Genomic DNA, 20,393 nt, shown 5'->3' with positions numbered 1-20,393 from the left:
GTGCTCACTCCGGCAATTGTTGCCGTTTAATCAAAAGTCTTATGCACAATAGGGCGTTTTTGATCAACAAAACAGTTGCCATAATCCTCCCATATCGCTTCAACATCCTAATGAGAGAATAAAATTATGAGCATCCCTGCATTTGGTTTAGGTACCTTCCGTCTTCAGGATCAGGTTGTCATCGACTCGGTCAGCACGGCGCTGGAGCTGGGGTATCGTGTCATTGATACCGCACAGATCTACGAAAATGAAGCCGCGGTGGGCCAGGCAATCGCTGCCAGCGGCGTGCCACGTGACGAGTTGTTTATCACCACCAAAATCTGGATCGCCAATCTGGCGAAGGGCAAGCTGATCCCAAGCTTGAGAGAGAGCCTGAGCAAACTGCAAACCAGCTATGTGGATCTGACTCTGATCCACTGGCCTTCGCCGAATGACGAAGTCTCGGTGGCCGAGTTTATGACCGAACTGGCGGAAGCCAAAAAACTGGGCCTGACCCGCCAGATTGGGGTGTCCAACTTCACTCTGGATCTGATGCAGCAGGCGATTGATGCCGTAGGTAGCGATCAGATTGCCACTAACCAGATCGAGCTGTCACCCTATCTGCAGAACCGCAAAGTGGTGGAGTTTGCCCAGCAGCACGGCATCGCCATCACTTCCTACATGACGCTGGCCTATGGCAAAGCGCTGCAGGATGAGACCATCAAGGCTATCGCGGAACGCCGCCATGCCACCCCGGCGCAGGTTATCCTGGCCTGGGCGTTGCAACTGGGTTATGCGGTGATCCCATCATCAACCAAGCGTGAAAACCTGGTGAGCAACCTGTTGGCTCAGCAGCTGACGCTGACCGCTGATGAAATGACAGAGATCGCCAGGCTGGAAAACAATGGACGTCTGGTCAGCCCGGAAGGGCTGGCACCCAACTGGGATTGATTCTTTCTCACTTATGCATCGGGGCGCCCACAGGGGCGCCTTTTTTATTACGCCAATCGTTCACTGATAAAATCGATAAAGCTGCGCAGGCGATTGCTGACCGCGCTGTCGCTGTAATACACCGCGTTTACTGGCATTGCTACCGGCAGGGTTTCTTCAACCAAAATCGGCACCAGATCGCCGCGTTGGATATCTGCGTCAATCATAAAATTCGACAGGCAGGCAATACCGTTGCCGTGCAGACACAGATGACGCTGGGTTTCCCCACTGTTGGTGGTCAGGCTCGGAGCAATTTCCAACTGGCGGCCATCAGCGCAGGCTAGTGGCCAGCGGTTGAGGCTGGGCAGATCGTTAAAACCAATGCAGCTATGCTGCTCCAGCTCCTCGACCGTGCCAGGCGTGCCGTACTGTGCCAAATAGGCGGGCGAGGCCAGGACACGCCGGTAGCTGGTCATCAGCTTGCGCGCCTTAAGGCTGGAGTCGGTCAACTCGCCGACGCGGATGGCGATATCCACTTTGCGCTCAATCAGATTGATAAAGTTCTCCGATGACACCAGCGACAACGACATTTCCGGATACAGCGCCCGAAACTCCGCCACCAGCGGGGTCAAGACGTGCAGCACCACCGGGGTGGCGGCATCGACGCGTAATAGCCCCTGCGGCCGCTGACGGCTCTCCATCAGCGCATTCTCCGCCGCAGCCATATCACTCAGTACCTTCTGCACCTGACGGAAATAGCTTTCCCCTTCCTGCGTCAGACTGATTTGGCGCGTAGTGCGGTTGAGTAACGTCACGCCCAGCTTGGCTTCCAGCTTCTTGACCGTGCGGCTGACCACCGAATTGGCCTGATCCAGTTGTTCTGCTGCCCGGCTGAAGCTACCGCTTTCCACCACGGTGACAAAGGTAATTAACTCATCAGAATTCGCTTTCACTGTTGCTCCTTTGGCAAAATTAATTTGATATTTTGAGCATTTTTATCATTTAAGCACGGGTCGATAATAGCCGCCATCAACCTGAATGCTATTTGGAGTAAAAAGATGCCTCTCGCATTACTTGCATTGACCATCAGTGCCTTTGCTATCGGCACCACGGAGTTCGTAATTGTCGGACTTATCCCGACTATCGCAGAACAGCTGGGGGTGACCGTGCCTTCTGCCGGGCTGCTGGTGACCATCTATGCTATCGGCGTGGCCATCGGCGCACCGGTGCTGACAGCCTTAACCGGTCGCGTGCCACGTAAGTTGCTGCTGATCAGCCTGATGGTGCTGTTCACTCTCGGTAACTTATTGGCCTGGCAGTCGCCTGGCTATGGGACGCTGGTGGTGGCCCGTTTGCTGACTGGCCTGGCTCACGGGGTCTTCTTCTCAATCGGTTCTACCATTGCGACCAGTCTGGTCGCGAAAGAGAAGGCCGCTTCGGCGATCGCCATCATGTTTGGTGGCCTGACCGTGGCGCTGGTGACAGGGGTGCCATTGGGGACCTTTATCGGTCAGCACTTTGGCTGGCGTGAAACCTTCCTGGCAGTATCACTGATTGGGGTAATCGCCACCGTAGCCAGCGCTATTTTGGTGCCAAACAACATTAAAAATCAGGCCAGCGCCAGTATTAGGGAGCAGTTTAAAGTGCTGACCCATCCTCGCCTGTTACTGATTTACGCCATTACTGCACTGGGTTACGGCGGGGTGTTCACGACTTTCACCTTCCTGGCACCGATGATGCAGGAACTGGCGGGTTTCTCCGCCCCGGCAGTAAGCTGGATCCTGTTGGCCTACGGCATTGCCGTGGCGATTGGCAACATTTGGGGCGGAAAACTGGCAGATCGTCACGGAGCGGTACGCGCACTCAGCTTTATTTTTGCCGCGCTGGCCGTTCTGCTGCTGGTGTTCCAATTCACCGCCAGCCACAGCATCGCGGCACTGTTGACGGTGATCGTTATGGGAGTGTTTGCCTTCGGTAACGTTCCAGGTCTGCAGGTGTATGTGGTACAGAAAGCCGAGCAGTACACGCCAAACGCGGTGGATGTGGCTTCCGGCCTGAACATTGCGGCTTTCAACGTGGGCATTGCGCTGGGTTCGGTGATTGGTGGGCAAACGGTAGCCACCTTGGGGCTGGCTCAGACACCGTGGATGGGTGCCTTGATTGTGCTGGTGGCTCTATTGTTGGTTGGTCTAAGTGGGCGTTTGGATAAGAAATACCGGTCGCAATTGGCATAAACCTCCTCACTCTCTCTTCTCTGGCCCGCATTTTGCGGGCCTTTTCGCATTTATGACACGTCACCGCCAACCTTTACACACATATACTGTCAGAATATTGAAATCCTTGAATCACGCCCCTATAACTGAAAGGGTATAACCCCTAAAAGCCATGCCGTCAGCCGAGGGCAGGCGTATAATCAATTCATTGTTGGCGGGAATGTCACTGCCAGTTTTATCCTAATGGGAAATAGGCGAATAGCGTGCCGAAACGAACTTATGCAATGAGGTATGTTGCAGGTCAGCCAGTTGAGCGAATTTTCCCTGGCGCCATCAACCAACCGCTGCCGCCTGGGGCTGCATTGCCCACGTCCGGCGCATTACGGGTGATGGTGTGGAATATCTTTAAACAGCAGCGGGCCGATTGGCTTTCGGTGCTGAAAAGTTATGGCAAGGATGCGCAGTTGGTGCTGTTGCAGGAGGCGCAAACCACGCCTGAGCTGGTGAGCTTTGCCACCTCAAACTATCTGGCTGCCGATCAGGTGCCGGCATTTGTGTTGCCTCAGCATCCTTCCGGCGTAATGACGCTGGCGGCGGCGCATCCGGTCTATTGTTGCCCATTGCGTGAACGTGAGCCATTGCTGCGGCTGTCCAAGTCGGCGCTGATTACCGTCTACCCGTTGTTTAACGGTCAGCTTTTGATGGTGGTGAATATCCATGCGGTGAATTTCAGCCTGGGCGTGGACGTTTACAGCAAGCAGCTGGGGCCGATTGGTGAGCAGATTGCCAATCACCATGGGCCGGTGATCATGGCCGGGGATTTTAATGCCTGGAGCCGTAAGCGAATTAATGCGCTGTATCAGTTTGCCAGTGATATGGCATTGCGTGAGGTGAACTTTACCGACGATCACCGCCGCAAGGCATTTGGCCGCCCGCTGGACTTTGTGTTTTATCGCAATATGGGGGTAGCAGAAGCTTCGGTGCTGGTGACCAGCGCATCGGATCATAATCCGCTGCTGGTGGAGTTTCACCCAGAGGCCGACAAGCCGCACTGGTAATGTTGGCACCGTATTCAGACAATAAAAAAGCACCCCGAAGGGTGCTTTTTTTGTGCCGAAAATTTAGGTATCCGGCGACGTTTTATCGCTGACAAACAGGGTCAATTTCAGACCCGGTTGCAGGTTGCTGTTGGCTTTGGCAAGCGTTGAGTTCCAACGCATCACGTCGTTAATATCGACGCCGTGACGACGTGCAATACTGGCAAGCGAATCACCTTTACGAACCTGGTAGGTGATACTGCTGTTACTGCCGGTATTACTGGCCACTTGCAGGGTTTGCCCAACTTTTAGCGTGCTCTTGGCGCGCAAATTGTTCCAACTCTGCAAATCGCTGGACTTGATATTCAACCGCTTGGCAATGCCCGATACCGTGTCGCCGGAGCGCACTTTATACGAGCTGCCACCAGTCAAACCGCTGTTTTTCGCCAACTGAGTGGTTGGCTGAGTCACTGCGATCTGGCCATCGGCCAACGAGTCTTTCAGCTGATCGGCATGACCTTTGGGAACCATAATGTAATGGGGCCCGTTGGGTGCCGTAACGCCTTTTTTGTAGCCTGGGTTGTAAGCCTTCATCTTGGTCAGTGAAAGCCCAGCCATCTCAGCCGCCTGAGTTAACTGTATTTGCTGCCCAACATCAATACGCGCCAGTGCACGGGTGTTATCAGTCTTGGGCAGATTGATACCGTACTTCTTGCTGTTTTTAATGATGTCGCTCAGCGCCAGCATTTTCGGGACATAAATTGACGTTTCACGTGGAAGCGACAATGCCCAGAAATTGGTTGGCTTACCCTGGCGTTTATTCGCCTTAACCGCCTGCATGACACGGCCTTCACCACTGTTATAAGCGGCAATGGTCAGTAACCAGTCACCGTTAAACATGCGGTTCAAATACTGCATCATATCAAGCGCAGCAGTTGTCGAGGCCACGACATCGCGTCGCCCGTCATACCACTGGTTGTTTTTCAAACCATAATTCCGACCCGTTTGCGGCACGATTTGCCATAGCCCTGCGGCGTTGGCACTTGACGTGGCGTGGGGGTCAAAAGCGCTCTCCACTATGGGTAGCAGTACCAGTTCCATCGGCATATTGCGTTTCTTAATCTGCCCGACTATCCAGTACATGTACGGCTCTGCCCGTAATGTTACATCGTGGAGATAGCTCTTACTTTTTAGGTACTTTCTTTTTTGATCACGGATCCGGGAATTTTCCGGAACCTCCATCTTCAGCTCGTCGCTAATGAAGTTCCACAGGTTCTGTTGCGCGGCACCACTATTGTTATCTAGCCACCGCGCCGAGCTCGCTCGACCATTCGCTGTGTACTCTCCTGCTTCACCTTCTTGACCTGCCGAAGACAAACTCTGTGCATGCTGTTCTGGGGCCGGTGCGTCCTGCCTGGACGACTGGCACCCCACTAGCAAGACTGAGGCGAGAAATATCGCTTTAGCCTTCATGTGTGTGTCAATGTAGTTGCTTAAAAGACGAGCAATCATACTTTGCTTCGCCAAACAACACAACTAAAAGCTCAGAAGTTGTCTTTACGCAGGCGTAATTCGGAAAAAACTGAATGAAGGTGCTCTGGTGGCGTATGAAAGCCTAATTTTCTTTGTAAATCAGTGTCATGACAGCGTAAAAATAGGTTAATTTTACGCTCTAATTGTAGCTTGGTTGGCACACTGGGTTGGCCTTTTGCCCGTAACGCCTCAACTTGTTGCTGATATGTTTCAATGTGTCGATCTTCTGGCAAAATAGCTCGCGCAAACTTAAGATTTGAAAGCGTATATTCATGCGCGCAACAAATTAAGGTGTTATCGGGAAGTTGCGCGAGCTGTTGAAATGAGTTGAACATTTGCTCTGCGGTTCCTTCAAAAAGCCTTCCGCAGCCGGCAGAGAAAATAGTGTCTCCGCAGAACAGATAAGGTGCGCTATAGAATGCTACATGGCCCAAGGTATGACCGGGAACCGCGATTGTGGCGAATTTTTGGCCGTTAATTTCGATGGTTTCGCCGTCATGAACGATGTGATTAGCCCCCTTGTCGGCAGTTTCCTGCGGCCCATAGACTTTCAGCCCGGAATAACGCGCCACAATTTGCGCTACGCCACCAACGTGATCGTGATGATGGTGGGTCAGCAGGATCGCGTCAGGTGTCAGACTCAGGCGAGCCAGAGTTTCCAATACCGGCTGCGCTTCGCCGGGATCGACGATAATGCAATGCCCCTGCTGGTTATCCAATAACCAAATGTAATTGTCCTGGAAGGCGGGAATGCTGATAAGATTCATGTTGGACCTCTCGTTGGCAACGGCTTGAAAGAAGATAATAAATCATGAAACCAGCCCATACTCTACAAAAGCTCACCGGCCCACAGTCCTGGGCGGAGTTGCCGTGGGGGGAATACTATCGTGAGGCGCTTGAGCGGCAGTTGCAACCCTGGTGGTCGAAGCTGTTTGGTTTCCACCTGCTAAAGCTCGGTAATCTCAGTGCCAGTCTGGCGACCGACAAATGCGCTATTTCTCATCAGGTGAATGTAGGCCTGGAAGGTGAGAACCTGCAGGTGATCGCGGATGCTTACCAGCTCCCCTTTGCTGCCAAATCGGTGGATGCCTGCCTGTTGGCGCATACGCTGTCCTATGCTGATGACCCGCACCGCATGCTGCGAGAGGTTGATCGCGTGTTGATTGACGATGGCTGGCTGGTGATCAGCAGCTTCAATCCGTTTAGTCTTTTGGGTTTGGGGAAATTGGTGCCTGGGTTACGTCACCGTCAGCCTTATGCAAGCCGGATGTTCACCCAGATGCGTTTGTTGGACTGGCTGAGCCTGCTGAATTATGAAGTACTGCATCAGTCGCGTTTTCACGTGTTGCCGTGGCAGCGTAAAGGCGGGAAGTTCTTATGCACTCATTTGCCAGCGTTGGGCTGCATGAGCGTGATTGTGGCGCGTAAACGCACCTTGCCGCTGACGCCAACGCCGATGAAATTCGGTGCGAGGAAACCCGCTCTCAGCCGCGCCGTCGGCGCGACCAAGAGTTATCGCAAACTGCCTTAACTTTCCGGTTTGTAACCGACATCATCCTGGGTTGGATTGCCGGCCGCATCGCGCGCCAGCACGTCGCAGCGTTCGTTTTCCGGATGGCCGGCGTGGCCCTTGACCCATTCCCATTTAACCGTATGGCGTTGAATGGCCAAATCCAACCGCTGCCATAAATCGACATTCTTGACCGGTTTTTTGTCGGCCGTTTTCCAGCCGCGCTTTTTCCAGTTGTGGATCCAGGTGGTGATGCCCTGGCGTACATACTGGCTGTCGGTGCTCAGAGTCACTTCGCAGGGCGTAGTCAGAGCTTCCAGCGCGACAATCGCTGCCATCATCTCCATGCGGTTGTTGGTGGTCAGGCGGAAGCCCGCGCTGAAGGTTTTTTCAGTCTGCTTATAGCGCAGTATTGCACCATACCCACCGGGGCCCGGATTGCCAAGGCAGGAGCCGTCGGTGAAAATTTCTACCTGTTTGAGCATCTCTGGTAGACTCTTCCTATCAGTTTTATAAAAGCCAAGTCTGACATAAACAAGCGCTGCGAGCACTGCAATATGATCTCTACAACCACCAGACAGATTGTCCTCGATACCGAAACCACCGGTATGAACAAACTCGGGGTACATTACGAAGGCCACCGCATCATTGAAATTGGTGCGCTGGAAGTGATTAACCGCCGCCCGACCGGTCGTCACTACCACGTCTACATCAAGCCGGATCGGCTGGTGGATCCAGAAGCCTATGGGGTTCACGGCATCAGCGATGAGTTCCTGGCGGATAAGCCGACCTTTGCCCAAATTGCCGATGAGTTTATCGACTTTATCCGCGGCGGCGAGTTAGTCATCCATAACGCGGCGTTCGACATCGGCTTTATGGATCACGAATTCCGCATGCTGCAGCAGGGCATCCCGAAGACTGATACCTTCTGTACCATCACCGACAGCCTGTTAATGGCGCGCCGCCTGTTCCCCGGCAAGCGCAACAACCTCGATGCGTTATGCGGCCGTTACGAGATAGACAACAGCAAGCGTACGCTGCACGGCGCCTTGCTCGATGCCGAGATCCTGGCGGAAGTCTATCTGGCGATGACCGGTGGGCAGACGTCGATGGCATTCCAGATGGAAGGCGATACGCAAAATAGCAACTCCACGCAGGACATTCAGCGTATTGTGCGCCCGGCGACGACGATGAAAGTCGTCTATGCCAGCGATGAAGAAGTGGTAGCCCACGAAGCACGTCTGGATTTAGTGGCGAAAAAGGGCGGCAGTTGCCTGTGGCGCACGGAAGCTGAATAACGCGGTTTTAATCTGGGCAGAGAGTCTTTCGGCCCTGTTAGTTGAAAAACTGTGCAAACGGTTCATTTGGTAAGAAAAAGGCATTGACGGCATAGTGGCTCAACCGTAATATGCGCCTCGTTCCTCTCGAAAGAGAAGAACGGCGCGGAGCGGTAGTTCAGTTGGTTAGAATACCTGCCTGTCACGCAGGGGGTCGCGGGTTCGAGCCCCGTCCGTTCCGCCAACATTAAGAAGCCCTGAGTTAGCAATAACTCAGGGCTTCGTTGTTTTTAATCTTTGCTCAATTCTGCTCTGGCAAAGGTCACCGCCTGATTGGCTGCCCATTCGCGCCGGGCAATGATTCGATAGCATCCCCCACCCAATGCTGCACCAATAAACCAACTGAAATTCGCCACCTGATGCAGGCCCGGCGTGAAACTGATCGCCAGTCCGATAATTACCGACGGCACCAAAGCCCAAATCGCATTCGGGTTGAACCCATTCTTGTACCAATAACGGCCGTTTGGCGTGGCGTTATACAGGTCATCGACGTGCAGCTCACCACGTTTGATGATGTAAAAGTCTACCAACAAAATGCCGAACAGCGGGCCGATAAAGGCTGCCAGAACGTCCAGCGTGTAATGAATCAGTTCGGGGGACTGGAACAGGTTCCACGGCGTCAGCAGGAATGAGCCGACGGCGGCGATCATCCCGCCGGTGCGGAAGCTGATCTTCTGCGGCGAGCAGTTGGAAAAATCAAACGCCGGCGACACAAAGTTGGCCACGATATTAATACCGATAGTGGCGACAATCATGGTCAGCAAGCCAAGGGCGACGGCGATATCGCTGTCGAGGCGGGTGACGGTTTCGATCGGGTCGGTAATGAGTTGCCCGAACAGCGGCAGAGTGCCGGAAACGATCACTACAGTTACCAGCGAGAACAGCAGATAGTTGAAGGGTAAACCCCAGCGGTTGCCACGCTGCACTTCGGCAAAGCTTTTACCGTAGCGGGTAAAGTCGCCAAAGTTAAGCAGCGGCCCGGAAAAATAGGACACCACCAGTGCGGTGGCGGTCAGCATCAGCCAGCCTTGTTCACCGGAGCTCAGGTTTTTACTCGCGAGAGTGAGTGAAAGGTTGGAGAAGCCGACGCGGTAAACAATCCAGCCCGCCAGCGCGAACATCACCAGATACACCGCCGGCCCGGCGATATCGATAAAACGCTTAATCGCCTGCATGCCGTGCCAGAACACCATCGCCTGCAACAGCCACATGGTGATGTAACAGACCCAACCCAGTTGTGACAGCCCGAGGAAATGCGGCTGGGTCATCGGCTCCAGCGTCGGGAAGAATTTTAATAGTGTCAGCATCAGCGCGTTGGAGGCCAGATAGGTCTGGATGCCGTACCAGGCGAAGGCGATCATGCCACGGATCACCGCCGGAATATTGGCACCGAACACGCCAAACGCCTGACGACTTAATACCGCGTAGGGTACGCCGCCGAGCTGGCTGGGTTTGGCCACCAGGTTGGCGCAAAACTGCACTATGCAAATTCCTACCAGCAGGCAAATCAATACCTGCCAGCTAGACAGGCCGAGGGCGAAGAAGCTGGCGGCCACCACATAACCGCCCATGCTGTGTACATCCGACATCCAGAAAGAAAAGATGTTGTACCAGCTCCAGTTCTGGTCACGCGTGGGGGCCAGGTCGTCGTTACACAGCTTGGGGCTATAGTTTTCATTAGGGGTTGGCATAAATCCTGCTCCTCTCGAAATGGTATTCGAACGTTTTTAGCAACGGTGGTTAGCAGGGGCTTTGCAGGATCCAGACCAACTCGATATTTCTGGCTATGTTTAATGTACCTACCCCAGGAGGAGCAGAATGACAATGGGCATTCAAACGACTGAGGACGAACGGCATATTTGTATTTTCGTCATGGGGTTGAAGGTGACGTCGCGCTTTGGTGCAGTGCAGTGGGGGGGAAAAATGCCCGGACATGGTGCACAACGTCTGATGCGTAATCAGAATGGGTGGGTATTTTGATTAAAATTCAACTGATCAATCCAAACACCAGCCGGGCGATGACTGAAACCATAGGCGCGGCTGCCCGAGCTGTCGCCGCGCCGGGAACCGAGATCCTGGCGGTCTGCCCACAGGAAGGCGTTGCTTCAATAGAAGGGCATTTTGACGAAGCCATTGCTGCCATCGGCGTCTTGCAGCAGGTGAAGTTGGGGCGGGAGGCGGGCGTCAGCGGCCATGTCATTGCCTGTTTTGGCGATCCGGGGTTGCTGGCCGCGCGGGAGTTGGCAAACCGGCCGGTGATTGGCATCGCCGAGGCGGCCATGCATATGGCGACGCTGGTAGCGACGCGTTTTTCCATCGTCACCACGCTGCCGCGTACGCTGGTGATTGCGCGGCATTTACTGCATCAATACGGTTTTGAGCGCCACTGCGCCGCACTGCATGCTATCGACCTGCCGGTGTTGGCGCTGGAAGACGGCAGCGGCCTGGCGCAGCAAAAGGTGCGTGAGCGGTGTATTCAGGCAAAACAACAGGACGGCAGCGGGGCGATTGTACTTGGCTGCGGTGGCATGGCCGATTTGGCTCGTGAGCTGACGCAGGATTTGGGCATCCCGGTGATTGACGGCGTCAGTGCGGCGGTGAAAATGATCGAGTCGTTGCATGCGTTAGGTCTGAGTACCAGCAAACACGGCGATCTGGATTTTCCGCTGGCAAAACCTTTGTCCGGCATGTTTGCTGACTTTAACGGGTAATCAATAGGGAAACGGCAATGAGTGAGTACCAGTTCAATAAAAACTATCCTCGAGATTTGATCGGTTATGGTGGACGTCCGCCACACGCAGCTTGGCCTGGTCAGGCGCGAATCGCAGTGCAGTTTGTTCTCAACTACGAAGAGGGCGCGGAAAATAACGTGCTGCACGGCGACGCCGGTTCTGAACAATTTCTTTCCGATATCATTGGTGCTGCCAGTTATCCCGAACGGCACATGTCGATGGATTCCCTGTACGAATATGGTTCACGTGCTGGTTTCTGGCGCATTCATAATGAGTTTCAGCGTCGTGGTCTGCCGCTGACGGTATTTGGCGTGGCGATGGCGTTGGCCCGTAATCCGTTAGTGGTTGAAGCGATAAAAAATGCTGATTACGACGTAGTCAGCCACGGCTGGCGCTGGATCCACTATCAACATATGGATGAAGCGACTGAACGGCAGCATATGCAGCAGGCCATCACAGTATTGAGCGATCTGTTCGGCAAGGCACCGCTCGGCTGGTATACAGGCCGCGACAGCCCGAACACCCGCCGGTTGGTGGTGGAGCAAGGTGGCCTGTTGTACGACAGCGATTATTACGGTGATGATCTGCCGTTCTGGACCGAAGTGCAGTGCGCCAATGGCGAGAAGAAACCGCATTTGATCGTGCCCTATACGCTAGAGGCTAACGACATGCGCTTTGCCTCGCCGCAGGGATTTAACACCGGTGAGCAGTTCTTTACCTATCTGAAAGACAGCTTTGACGTGCTGTACGCCGAAGGGGCAGAGTCGCCGAAGATGTTGTCAGTCGGTATGCATTGCCGCTTGCTGGGGCGTCCTGGCAAGTTTCGCGCATTGCAGCGTTTTCTGGATTATATCGAGCAACACGATCGGGTCTGGATATGCCGGCGGCAGGATATCGCCGAGCACTGGGTAGCGCAGCACCCGTTCAAGAATTGAAGAAAGGGCCGAAGTGGCCCTTTCTTCATTCTGTTTGGGCGCGAAAATGCGCCCAGGCAAGGATCAGAACAGGACGGAGTAGTTCAGACCAAAGGTGCGGCCACGGCCTTTATAGCTGTAAAGCTCTGGTGAGCCGTAGGTTGGGCTATAGAGGATCGGTGCGCGCTGGCCCCAGACGGTGGTGTATTCCTTGTCCAGCAGGTTCTCTACGCTGAAGCTGAGTTTACCCACCGGCAGGGCATAGCTGCCGAGGAAATCGATGGTGTTGTAGCCATCAATTTTGCGGCCCTGCGTGGAGCCGACCTTGGTGTAATCGCCGTCATCCGAGACGTCGAAGCTCTGCTGTGACTGCAGACGCAGGTTCCAGTCGCCCGGAGCCCAGCCGACATAAGCGGTGACTTTCGACGGGCTGGCGGTGTCCACCAGCAACTTTTTCCACTCGCCGTTGACCTTGGTCTCGGAGCGAATGAAGTTGAAGTTGGTGCCCGCACTCCAGTCACTGTCTTCGAAGAAGTAATCGACCGCGCCTTCCACCCCGTAGATACGACGCTTATCCGAATTGACGTTGATGGTCATATCGGTTTTGTTTACTGAAATACTCTTATCAGACAGTGAGTAGTAGCCGGCGATCTGCGTACGCAGGTTGTCACCGGTATAGCGCCAGCCGAGCTCATAGGAGTTAACCTTGATGCCTTCCAGCTTGGAGTCGCCGACGTTGACGCTTTTGTTCAACTGATAGTGGCCATTATTCAGCGAATATGTGCCATTGCCGTAATATTTGCCCGGATCCGGGATCTCGTAGCCCTGCGAGAAGTTGACCCAGGTCTGTTGGCGTTCGGTCAGGTGCGCCAGCAGGCCGGCGTTGAACAGCGCGTTGTTATAGTCGGTTTTCCCTCCTGGGATCGCGTCCGCAGAGGTCGCGCCACCGGTGGCGATGGCCTGTTGTTGGCTATAACCGACAAAGTCATCAATCTTGTTTTCGGTGTACTGATAACGTACGCCGCCGCTCAGGGTAAAGATCGGGTTAATATCGTAACTGGCCTGCATAAAGGTGGCCAGGTTGCTGGTGGTGTAACCCGGATAGCGACCGGTGTTATAGGCATTCTCCAGCGTCATGCCGCCGGATTGCTGTGCCTTCGCCAGATTGAAGAACTGCTGGTTGGAGTTGAAGCTTTCATGCTCGGCGTCGATGCCGTAGGTCAGCGTCAGGGCGTCGATCGGTTTGCTGTTCAGCGTCAGCTTGCCGCCGTAAAAGTCGGTTTTCTGCTGCGAAGCACCGATGCTGCTGACGTAGTAGTTCGGTGCTTTGCCTGCCAGCGTCGGGAACGGGTAGAAGGTCAGCGATTCATCGCGATAATAAACCTGAGCCACCAGATCCTGACCGAGGAAATCGGTGTTGGAGTACTGCAGGTTGATCAGGTGACGTTCAGTGCCAGGAATACGATCCGAATTCAGGTTGCCGCTGTTATAAGCTTTGGCGCTGCCGGTCACCGCGGAGAAATTTTCCCCCAGGAACAGGCCGTGGTCGCCATCGGACTGACTTTTGTAATACTGAGTGGTCAGTTGCAGCTGCTGGTGATCGTCGATATTAATGGTGCCGGTACCCATCACGTCGAGGCGATCGGAATACTGCAGGCCGGTCTGGGTATTATCGATCAGGACTTCATTACCCTTGCCGTCGTACCAGCCACCGTAACGCTGGTACGAGACCGACAGGCGGCCCGAGGCATTATCGTTACCGCCGCTGACGGCCGCCGCCACGTTCTCGTCGTGGTCGTTATGGCCGCCAAAGCCGGTTTTGCCGCCGATCTGCAGTTCAACCTGCTGCTCTTTCTGGCCTTTTTTGGTGACGATATTGATCAATCCGCCGGTACTGCCGCCGCCGTACAGCGAAGTGGCACCGGAGATCACTTCAATGTGGTCGATATTAAACGGGTCGATCGAGTCCAACTGGCGGCTGTCGCTGCGTGAAGAGTTCAAACGCACGCCGTCGATCATCACCATCATTGAACGGCCACGCAGGTTCATGCCGTAGTTGGTACGGCCCTGACCGCTGACGTCCATACCCGGGATCAACTGCGCCAGCATGTCCTTGATCTCTTTGCCGCCTTGTACTTGTTGCTCAATTTCCTGGCTCTCAATCACCCAGGTGGTCTGCGCCATTTCTGCTACGGTACGGTGCGCGCGGCTGGCGGAAACCACCATTTGCTCTTCGCTTTTTTGTTCTTCTGCCCAGGCTGCTGCTGGGGCGATCATCGCCAGCAGACAAGGATTTAATACCCAGAGGTGTTTGCGCTTCATCATTATCTTCCAGTGTTTCCCATCATTGGTGTGTAGTTAAAACTCGGTGTAATTGAGCATGGCGTGTGCCGCACGGGCAGGGGTGCCCGGTTGCTGGCTACGCCATTGGATCACCGCCGGGGTGGACGTTAAATCGAACTGGTCGCGTCCTAATGCCCGGTTGAGAATACGAGCCGAACGCCAGGCCATCAGGCTGAGCTGGGGTTCGGCGATGCCGTGACTGTGCATGCCGGCGTTAACCGCAAACAGGCAGTTTTCCTTGGGGCCTTGCCACTCCAGGGTGAAGTCGGGGGCCACGCGATACTGGTCATCGGCGGTGGTTAACAGACGCTCCGCCAGCGGTTCAAGAAACGCCGGGCGATCCTGCTGATAGCCGGTAGCGAAGATCACCACATCGGTATCGAAGGTTTCTTTGCCCTGATCGAGATGATGGTGGGTTACCAACTGCCAGCCGTTGCCTGCGGCCTGGATCGCCGCCAGCGAGCGGCTGGGTAACAGGTGCGCCCAGGGCTTTTCGCGCAGCACTTCAAACTGGTGATACATCGCCCGGTAAATCGCCAACAGCGAGTCGCTGGTGATGCCGTCGGAGGTCATCTTCTGCTCGGTCAGCATGCGTTGCTTGGCGCTGTCGTTCAGGCCATAGAAGCTGTCAACGTAGTCCGGGGTGAAGTACTCGTTGGCGAAGGCGGCTTCATCCAGGGCGTTATAGTTGTTGCGGCGCGAGATCCAGTTCAACTGCGCCGGCTGGCCCCACTCGGCGCGGAAGATGTTCAGGAACAGATCGGCACCGCTCTGGCCTCCGCCGACGATGGTGACGCGCTTGCCGGTCAAATCCGGGTTGCGCAACGTCATCTCGCTGGCATGGAAGCAGCGGTCGTTTTGTTCGGTCACGCAGTCCGGCAGCTTGATGCGTTTGCCGATGCCCAGACAGACGTGGCGTGCCCGGTAGGTGGCACGCTGGGTGGTGACGACAAATTGGCGCTGCTGGTCGTCAAAATCCACGCTTTGAATGTCCTGGCTGAACTCAAGCGACTTCAGGCCATTGGCCGCCCAGTCGAGGTAGTCGGCAAACTCTTCACGCGACACCGTGCGCAGCTCGGTGGTCAGGAAACGGTAAAATTTCTTCCGCTTCACCAGATAGTTAATAAAGCTATAGGGATTGGTCGGCGATACCGCGCTGACCAGATCCTTGAGGAAACTGGTCTGCATATGGCAATCCGGCACCATCATGCCGGGGTGCCAGGAAAAGTGCGGTTTGCGCTCGAGAAACTTACTGTTAAAACCGGCAATTTCGCTGCCGAGTGCGGCAATACTGAGGTTGAACGGACCTACGCCAATGCCGATGAAATCCAGGGGCTGATTCATTGGGCAAACTCCTTGGTGACCAGATAAAGAGGGTTATCCAGATCCTGCAGATAGTTCGGCAACATGCGGCTGCCACCATCCTGCTCCGAATAGGTGAGTTTCACCGGGTTGAGCACCACGCGAATGATTTGTGGTTTAAACAGATCAAACAGAGCAAAGCGTTCTGCCATGTCCGGATGTTGAGCCATATAGCCTTCCAACACCTTTGCCAGCAGTTGATAGAAACGGGTTTCACTGACTCCACAGGCTTGCATCAGCGGCGAAATAAAGCGCAGCACGGTGACGAAATGGCCGGTTTGCAAGTCATGGATCAGATAGTCGGCGGACAGACGCACGGTGACGTCCTTGACGACTTTCGGCAGCGACGCCGCTTCGGGGAAGTCCTTATCCACCAGGCGCATATCTCCCTGGAAGTCTTTAAGCAGCACGCGTTGAGGCACGTGGTTTTTCATCACCAGCGTGATGTTCTGCCCGTGGGCGATCAGCGCCACGCCGTAGCGGCACATCAGGTGATACATCGGCAACACCACCACGCTGAACATCTGTTGCAGCCAGGCTTCAGCGCTCAGGCCAGAGCGAGCAATATAGGCGGCGATCAGCGGCTGGCCATGGTTGTCGGTTTCTATCAGCGTCGCCATTAAAATGGCCTGTTCGCCTTCCTGCAGATAGCAAGACGGGTTCTCACGCCAGATTACGCCGAGCATTTCCTGATAGCGGTAGGGCGCTTTGGCCAGGGAAGCGTAGGTTGGGTGGGTCATATAACCCGCCGCCGGTTCACCCAGGATCTCGGCGCCGCTGGCACGCAGCGTGCTGTCTTCGCTAAAGATCTGCTGCAGCCAGCGGGAAGCGGCCGGCCCGGCACTGATGTACTTGCCAGGAATGCCCCGATAGCACGAGGTGTTGTAAATGGTCAGCGGGAGCTTGATGTCGAAGGCGGAGCGGCGGCTGATGTTGGTCAGGGTACGCAACGATTGCTGCGCCAAATAGTTGTCACCAAACTCCCCCAACTCCACCAGTTCACCTTCGGCCAACTGCGGCAGGAAGTGCAGCGCGATCTTTTGCTGCCACTGCCACGGATGCAGGGGGACCGGGATCCAGTCATGGGTCAGTTTCAGCTCGTGCCAACGGCGATCGAAGCGCTGGCGTTCGGCGCTGTCCATGGCGCTATCGAGCAACTGAGTCAGCGGATATTCTTCATCGGCACACCAGACGAAGCTGCTACGCTTGGCCGCCACCCAGTGCAGGCGGAACTGGCCCTGGTATTCCGGGGCATACTGCTGCAGCGCGGTCAGGCCCCAACCACGGCGGCCTTTGTTGAAGATAAACTTGGGATGTCCGGCCAGCAGGCATTGCAGCGCATCGGCGTCCAGCGCAATCAGATCCTGCGCACTCATGCCGTGGCGGGCAGACAGCAACTGCATATCGCCACGCAACGTGGCGTACAGGTCTTCCAGATGTTCTGCAACCTGCGCATCGTCCATCTTCAACACCTGCGCCAGTTGGCGCAGCGTTTGGTCGGCGGCTAACGGCAATTGATCGCAGGCCAGCGTAGTCGGGTCGATGTGCAGCCAGCCCCAGATGCCGCGTTCGGCGTGGAAGCTGTAGTGGGCGTCGCCCAACGCAATGTGCCATTGTCCGTCGTGCAGCTCGGCCTGCAGCGCTCGCTCGTATTCCAGCTCGGCGAGGATCTTGGCGATCATCTGGCGGTTAACGCGCTGCCAGTCGGCGTAATCCGGGGTCATCATACGCAGGTCTCCTGGAAGAATTCGGCGCGCTGATTCACGATCAAACGCGAACGCTTATGTGGGAAATCAAACTCTTTAAGGGTGTGATAACCGGCGGCAGGCAGATGACGGAACAGGCGTTGGTTGTCGGCACGCGGCTCGGCGACCACCCTGGTGGTACGTGGCTCATCCAGGTACAAATAATGCGTCAGGCCGCGTAGCCAACTGCGGATGTACTGTGCACCGCGGCAGTCTTCTTCACCCACCAGCATGTGCAGCCCACGATCGAAGGGTTGCCAGCGATAATGGCGGCCAATGCGATCCTCCGGCGCCCAATAAACTTCGAAATAGCCGAACGGACGATCGTCAAAGCAACCCAGCAGCGGGTAGCAGTAGCTGGAATCCAGTTGACGCTGCAGGTAGGCGGCCTGGGTTTCGAGTGGGCCACTCATTTCCCAGAAGGCGTCAACGCGCGGTGAATTCATCCAGCGGGTGAACTGTTCGGCGTCGCGTTCCACTTCCGGCAGGCGGAAACTGAGGGTTTTCTTCAACTGCGGATCGTAACGGCGATAGACCTCACCGCTGGGACGCGCCGGGCGCTGTGGGTACCACAGGCTGCGTTCGGCGTCATACTGCATCTGGCCGGAGGCGCGGTTGCGTTCAGCCATCAGCCACAGCGGCAACTGATAAAAAGTTTCGCGTGCCAGATAATCACCGCTGGCCAGGGCGAACAGCGCCTGCGCCTGCGGTTCTTCACGCCATTGCGCGTAGGGCAGCGTAACACCGCTGAGCTGCGGCGCGGCCACCAGTAACTGGTCTAACGCTTGAACCAGCCAGCCCTGTGGCAGTGGGCCCGGATAGTGCAATACGGCGCTGCCGTCCAGGCCCAGGCCAAGCTGCAACTCCCGTTCCAGCCGTTCGCAGCGGAAACCGCTGGCGGCATGCATCAGTTTGGCGTGCGGCATCATTGGGTGGCCCCCTGGCGCAGCGGGTTAACGAAATCGAAGTAAATCACCGCCGGATCAACGATGGTGTTTTCGTTATGGTCGTGCAGGTAACAGAAGAAGTTGCCTTTACAGTTCCAATGGCTGCTGTCGAGCACGTAGTCCAGGCACAGGGTGTTTTTGGCACTGGCGCGCAGGCCGCTCAGTGCGTCGCGTACCTGGGCCATCAATGCCTCTTCACTGTCGAAACCGGCCGCGGCCAGTGCGGCGGTGACCGCCAGGCTGGAGTTCACCAGCAGGTAATAAGGGAAGTAGCGCAGCAACTGTTGCTCGCTGAAGCGGTTTTCCGCATCGGCTTCGCCAATTTCTTCCAGCCAGGGGCCGGCGTCACGGGTAAAACCACTGCCCTGACAGTCGCGATACAGCATGCCGACCGGCAGGTCCTGCTGCATCTCTACCAGAATGTTTTGCTGGTGAGCCAGCAGCACCAGCCCGTAATCGGCTTCGGTGCTGAACAGCGGCAGCAGCACCTGTTGGCAGTAGGCATCCAGCCAGGTGTGGGTGGCTTGTTGCAACGGCAGATTCAGGCGGCTGGCCAAACGGCGTACCGCGGCAGCCAGCAGGCTGTCGCCGCCATCCGGCGCGGCCTGGGTCAGCGTCACCAACACGTTGGTTTGGCTTTGCGGCTGCTCGAACAGCAGGTTATCGCGCAGCGCCATCAGGCTTTCTTCCTGGATGCTGCCGTCTGCCGAGCGCAGACCGGCCCAGCCGTCCTCCTGCATGACGCGGAAGGTTGGATAGCGCGCCTGTAACTGTTGCCAGCGCGGCGTTTGCGCCAGACGTGCCAGGCGGATCCCACGCTTCACTTCTTTTACCGACAGGGTGCGCACCGAGTTGGTCAAACGCACGCTAAGGGAGAATTTGATCATGTCACGGTTACTGGCGCTGTACAGCGAGCGCGAAGAACTGGTAGGCAGCCAGCGTTCGCCGGCTTCACCCAGATCGCACAGCAGTCCCTGGGTCACCAGATCCTGGCACCAGCCCTGCGTCAGTAAATGGTCGGCCTGCCAGGGATGCATCGGCAGCAGCCAGACATTATCGCTAAAGTGTGCCAACAGCTGCGGGGCACTTTCGGCGGCAAAACGTTGCAGGCGCTGCTGCAGCGTCAGGTTCAGGCTGTCGCCGCACAGTTGGCGTTTATCAACGGCAAACCAACGCAGCGGGAAGCTGGCAGCAAAATCCGGCAGATAGCGGTGAGCCTGCTGATGGTTGAATGGCTCATGAGACTTCGGGGCAGGGTGGAAGGCGTGCCCCACCAGCAGACCTTGTTCCGCCTGAGCGAAATTCAGCGGCTTGTCGCGCAGCGCGGGCCAATCCAGACGAATATTGATTGCCTGCTGGGTGTTGTCATGACTCTCCAGCACTCGCTGACGGAAGCGGGCTACCACTTCATCCGACAGTTCGCCTTTCACCGCCGGTTTTTCCAGCAGCAAGGTCACCAGCTGTTCCACGCTCAGCGCAACCCCGGCACCGTCATCCTGCTGATACAGATAAGCGGGGAACAGGTACTGGTGATGCTGGGTGGGGGAAGTATGGCGTAAAGCGATGCGAATAGCCTGAGAAGGCGAAAGTGGAATGTGCAGTTGCGGATACTGTTGGTGGCTGGCCGCCGGAACGATTTGCCAGTCCCGGGTTTCACGCATCAATGCGTTGAGAAAACATTGTGCAGCCACGTCGGTCGTCGCGGTTTCAAACTGGATTGTCATGATCCCATTTCACTGTTGAATCAATTGAGAATGATTCTTATATCAATAATATTTATTGTTATCAATCGTCCTATGATACAATTTTTC

Annotated in this window: 18 protein-coding genes and 1 tRNA gene; 9 read left to right on the top strand and 10 right to left on the bottom strand. The window is 55.6% G+C overall.

What is annotated here, in order from left to right:
- Window positions 1–126: 126 nt before the first annotated feature.
- Window positions 127–930, top strand: a complete 804-nt coding sequence (gene dkgB / locus FCL49_RS23990; RefSeq protein ID WP_174355413.1) for a 2,5-didehydrogluconate reductase DkgB — start codon at window positions 127–129, stop codon at window positions 928–930.
- Window positions 931–977: 47 nt separating this feature from the next.
- Here dkgB and yafC read toward each other — a convergent pair whose 3' ends face one another.
- Entirely contained in the window at window positions 978–1,862 is an 885-nt protein-coding gene (gene yafC, locus FCL49_RS23985) for a DNA-binding transcriptional regulator YafC (RefSeq protein WP_174355412.1), read from the bottom strand.
- A gap of 105 nt (window positions 1,863–1,967) precedes the next feature.
- Here yafC and FCL49_RS23980 point away from each other — a divergent pair, with 105 nt between their 5' ends.
- Together FCL49_RS23980 and FCL49_RS23975 are read left to right on the top strand one after the other, a co-directional pair.
- The gene (locus FCL49_RS23980; protein ID WP_174355411.1) at window positions 1,968–3,143 is read left to right on the top strand and encodes an MFS transporter; all 1,176 of its coding nucleotides are present in this window, start codon (window positions 1,968–1,970) and stop codon (window positions 3,141–3,143) included.
- Between the two features lie 242 nt (window positions 3,144–3,385).
- Window positions 3,386–4,180 carry an endonuclease/exonuclease/phosphatase family protein gene (locus tag FCL49_RS23975; protein WP_153857957.1) on the top strand — a complete coding sequence of 265 codons (795 nt, stop codon included), beginning with the start codon at window positions 3,386–3,388 and terminating at the stop codon, window positions 4,178–4,180.
- 63 nt (window positions 4,181–4,243) lie between these two features.
- Here the strand turns inward: FCL49_RS23975 and mltD are convergent, their stop codons facing one another.
- Window positions 4,244–5,632 (bottom strand): murein transglycosylase D, encoded by a 1,389-nt coding sequence (mltD, locus tag FCL49_RS23970; RefSeq protein WP_174355433.1) that lies wholly within the window; start codon window positions 5,630–5,632, stop codon window positions 4,244–4,246.
- 71 nt (window positions 5,633–5,703) lie between these two features.
- Entirely contained in the window at window positions 5,704–6,459 is a 756-nt protein-coding gene (gloB, locus tag FCL49_RS23965) for a hydroxyacylglutathione hydrolase (protein ID WP_174355410.1), read from the bottom strand.
- A gap of 44 nt (window positions 6,460–6,503) precedes the next feature.
- Here gloB and FCL49_RS23960 point away from each other — a divergent pair, with 44 nt between their 5' ends.
- Window positions 6,504–7,223: a class I SAM-dependent methyltransferase gene (locus tag FCL49_RS23960; RefSeq protein WP_174355409.1), complete on the top strand. Its 720-nt coding sequence runs from the start codon at window positions 6,504–6,506 to the stop codon at window positions 7,221–7,223.
- On the opposite strand, the gene rnhA is transcribed toward FCL49_RS23960, so the two are convergent.
- Entirely contained in the window at window positions 7,220–7,687 is a 468-nt protein-coding gene (gene rnhA / locus FCL49_RS23955; RefSeq protein WP_017891706.1) for a ribonuclease HI, read from the bottom strand. The two genes, FCL49_RS23960 and rnhA, sit on opposite strands and share 4 nt — an antisense overlap.
- Window positions 7,688–7,759: 72 nt before the next feature.
- On the opposite strand from rnhA, the gene dnaQ reads away from it, so the two are divergent.
- Window positions 7,760–8,500 (top strand): DNA polymerase III subunit epsilon, encoded by a 741-nt coding sequence (gene dnaQ / locus FCL49_RS23950; RefSeq protein ID WP_174355408.1) that lies wholly within the window; start codon window positions 7,760–7,762, stop codon window positions 8,498–8,500.
- Window positions 8,501–8,646: 146 nt separating this feature from the next.
- Window positions 8,647–8,723, top strand: a tRNA-Asp gene (locus tag FCL49_RS23945).
- Between the two features lie 46 nt (window positions 8,724–8,769).
- On the opposite strand, the gene FCL49_RS23940 is transcribed toward FCL49_RS23945, so the two are convergent.
- On the bottom strand, window positions 8,770–10,230 hold the full coding sequence (locus FCL49_RS23940; RefSeq protein WP_174355407.1) for an NCS1 family nucleobase:cation symporter-1: 1,461 nt from the start codon (window positions 10,228–10,230) through the stop codon (window positions 8,770–8,772).
- A gap of 127 nt (window positions 10,231–10,357) precedes the next feature.
- Here FCL49_RS23940 and FCL49_RS23935 point away from each other — a divergent pair, with 127 nt between their 5' ends.
- The 3 genes from FCL49_RS23935 to puuE are packed head-to-tail and all read left to right on the top strand — an operon-like array spanning window position 10,358 to window position 12,206.
- Complete coding sequence (locus tag FCL49_RS23935) at window positions 10,358–10,519, top strand: hypothetical protein (protein ID WP_174355406.1); 162 nt, start codon at window positions 10,358–10,360, stop codon at window positions 10,517–10,519.
- A complete protein-coding gene (gene hpxA, locus FCL49_RS23930; RefSeq protein WP_261421017.1) occupies window positions 10,519–11,250 on the top strand; it encodes an allantoin racemase in 732 nt (243 codons plus the stop codon). Before FCL49_RS23935 ends, hpxA begins: the two co-directional genes overlap by 1 nt.
- 17 nt (window positions 11,251–11,267) lie before the next feature.
- A complete protein-coding gene (gene puuE, locus FCL49_RS23925; protein ID WP_174355405.1) occupies window positions 11,268–12,206 on the top strand; it encodes an allantoinase PuuE in 939 nt (312 codons plus the stop codon).
- 63 nt (window positions 12,207–12,269) lie between these two features.
- On the opposite strand, the gene FCL49_RS23920 is transcribed toward puuE, so the two are convergent.
- From FCL49_RS23920 to FCL49_RS23900, 5 genes are read right to left on the bottom strand one after another with little or no spacing between them, the layout of a single operon-like run.
- Window positions 12,270–14,507, bottom strand: a complete 2,238-nt coding sequence (locus FCL49_RS23920; protein ID WP_174355431.1) for a TonB-dependent siderophore receptor — start codon at window positions 14,505–14,507, stop codon at window positions 12,270–12,272.
- A 36-nt stretch (window positions 14,508–14,543) separates the two neighbouring features.
- Complete coding sequence (locus FCL49_RS23915) at window positions 14,544–15,872, bottom strand: lysine N(6)-hydroxylase/L-ornithine N(5)-oxygenase family protein (RefSeq protein WP_174355404.1); 1,329 nt, start codon at window positions 15,870–15,872, stop codon at window positions 14,544–14,546.
- On the bottom strand, window positions 15,869–17,617 hold the full coding sequence (gene iucC, locus FCL49_RS23910) for an IucA/IucC family protein (protein ID WP_174355403.1): 1,749 nt from the start codon (window positions 17,615–17,617) through the stop codon (window positions 15,869–15,871). The genes FCL49_RS23915 and iucC overlap by 4 nt, the downstream gene beginning before the upstream one ends.
- A complete protein-coding gene (locus tag FCL49_RS23905; protein WP_174355402.1) occupies window positions 17,614–18,564 on the bottom strand; it encodes a GNAT family N-acetyltransferase in 951 nt (316 codons plus the stop codon). Before FCL49_RS23905 ends, iucC begins: the two co-directional genes overlap by 4 nt.
- Window positions 18,561–20,306, bottom strand: coding sequence for an IucA/IucC family protein (locus tag FCL49_RS23900; protein ID WP_174355401.1), 1,746 nt, complete (start codon window positions 20,304–20,306; stop codon window positions 18,561–18,563). Before FCL49_RS23900 ends, FCL49_RS23905 begins: the two co-directional genes overlap by 4 nt.
- Window positions 20,307–20,393 lie beyond the last annotated feature (87 nt).

The sequence above is a fragment of the Serratia proteamaculans genome (assembly GCF_013337185.1).
Taxonomy (GTDB): domain Bacteria; phylum Pseudomonadota; class Gammaproteobacteria; order Enterobacterales; family Enterobacteriaceae; genus Serratia; species Serratia proteamaculans_D.
The sequence above is the reverse complement of the archived record's forward strand: the minus strand, read 5'-3'. Positions and strand labels throughout refer to the sequence as shown.

Bases quoted from the DNA above. Each gene is read 5' to 3' on its own strand.
- dkgB (WP_174355413.1), top strand. From the start codon at position 127: ATGAGCATCCCTGCATTTGGTTTAGGTACCTTCCGTCTTCAGGATCAG.
- FCL49_RS23980 (WP_174355411.1), top strand. From the start codon at position 1,968: ATGCCTCTCGCATTACTTGCATTGACCATCAGTGCCTTTGCTATCGGC.
- mltD (WP_174355433.1), bottom strand. From the start codon at position 5,632: ATGAAGGCTAAAGCGATATTTCTCGCCTCAGTCTTGCTAGTGGGGTGC.
- gloB (WP_174355410.1), bottom strand. From the start codon at position 6,459: ATGAATCTTATCAGCATTCCCGCCTTCCAGGACAATTACATTTGGTTA.
- FCL49_RS23960 (WP_174355409.1), top strand. From the start codon at position 6,504: ATGAAACCAGCCCATACTCTACAAAAGCTCACCGGCCCACAGTCCTGG.
- rnhA (WP_017891706.1), bottom strand. From the start codon at position 7,687: ATGCTCAAACAGGTAGAAATTTTCACCGACGGCTCCTGCCTTGGCAAT.
- dnaQ (WP_174355408.1), top strand. From the start codon at position 7,760: ATGATCTCTACAACCACCAGACAGATTGTCCTCGATACCGAAACCACC.
- FCL49_RS23940 (WP_174355407.1), bottom strand. From the start codon at position 10,230: ATGCCAACCCCTAATGAAAACTATAGCCCCAAGCTGTGTAACGACGAC.
- FCL49_RS23935 (WP_174355406.1), top strand. From the start codon at position 10,358: ATGACAATGGGCATTCAAACGACTGAGGACGAACGGCATATTTGTATT.
- puuE (WP_174355405.1), top strand. From the start codon at position 11,268: ATGAGTGAGTACCAGTTCAATAAAAACTATCCTCGAGATTTGATCGGT.
- FCL49_RS23920 (WP_174355431.1), bottom strand. From the start codon at position 14,507: ATGAAGCGCAAACACCTCTGGGTATTAAATCCTTGTCTGCTGGCGATG.
- FCL49_RS23915 (WP_174355404.1), bottom strand. From the start codon at position 15,872: ATGAATCAGCCCCTGGATTTCATCGGCATTGGCGTAGGTCCGTTCAAC.
- iucC (WP_174355403.1), bottom strand. From the start codon at position 17,617: ATGATGACCCCGGATTACGCCGACTGGCAGCGCGTTAACCGCCAGATG.
- FCL49_RS23905 (WP_174355402.1), bottom strand. From the start codon at position 18,564: ATGATGCCGCACGCCAAACTGATGCATGCCGCCAGCGGTTTCCGCTGC.
- FCL49_RS23900 (WP_174355401.1), bottom strand. From the start codon at position 20,306: ATGACAATCCAGTTTGAAACCGCGACGACCGACGTGGCTGCACAATGT.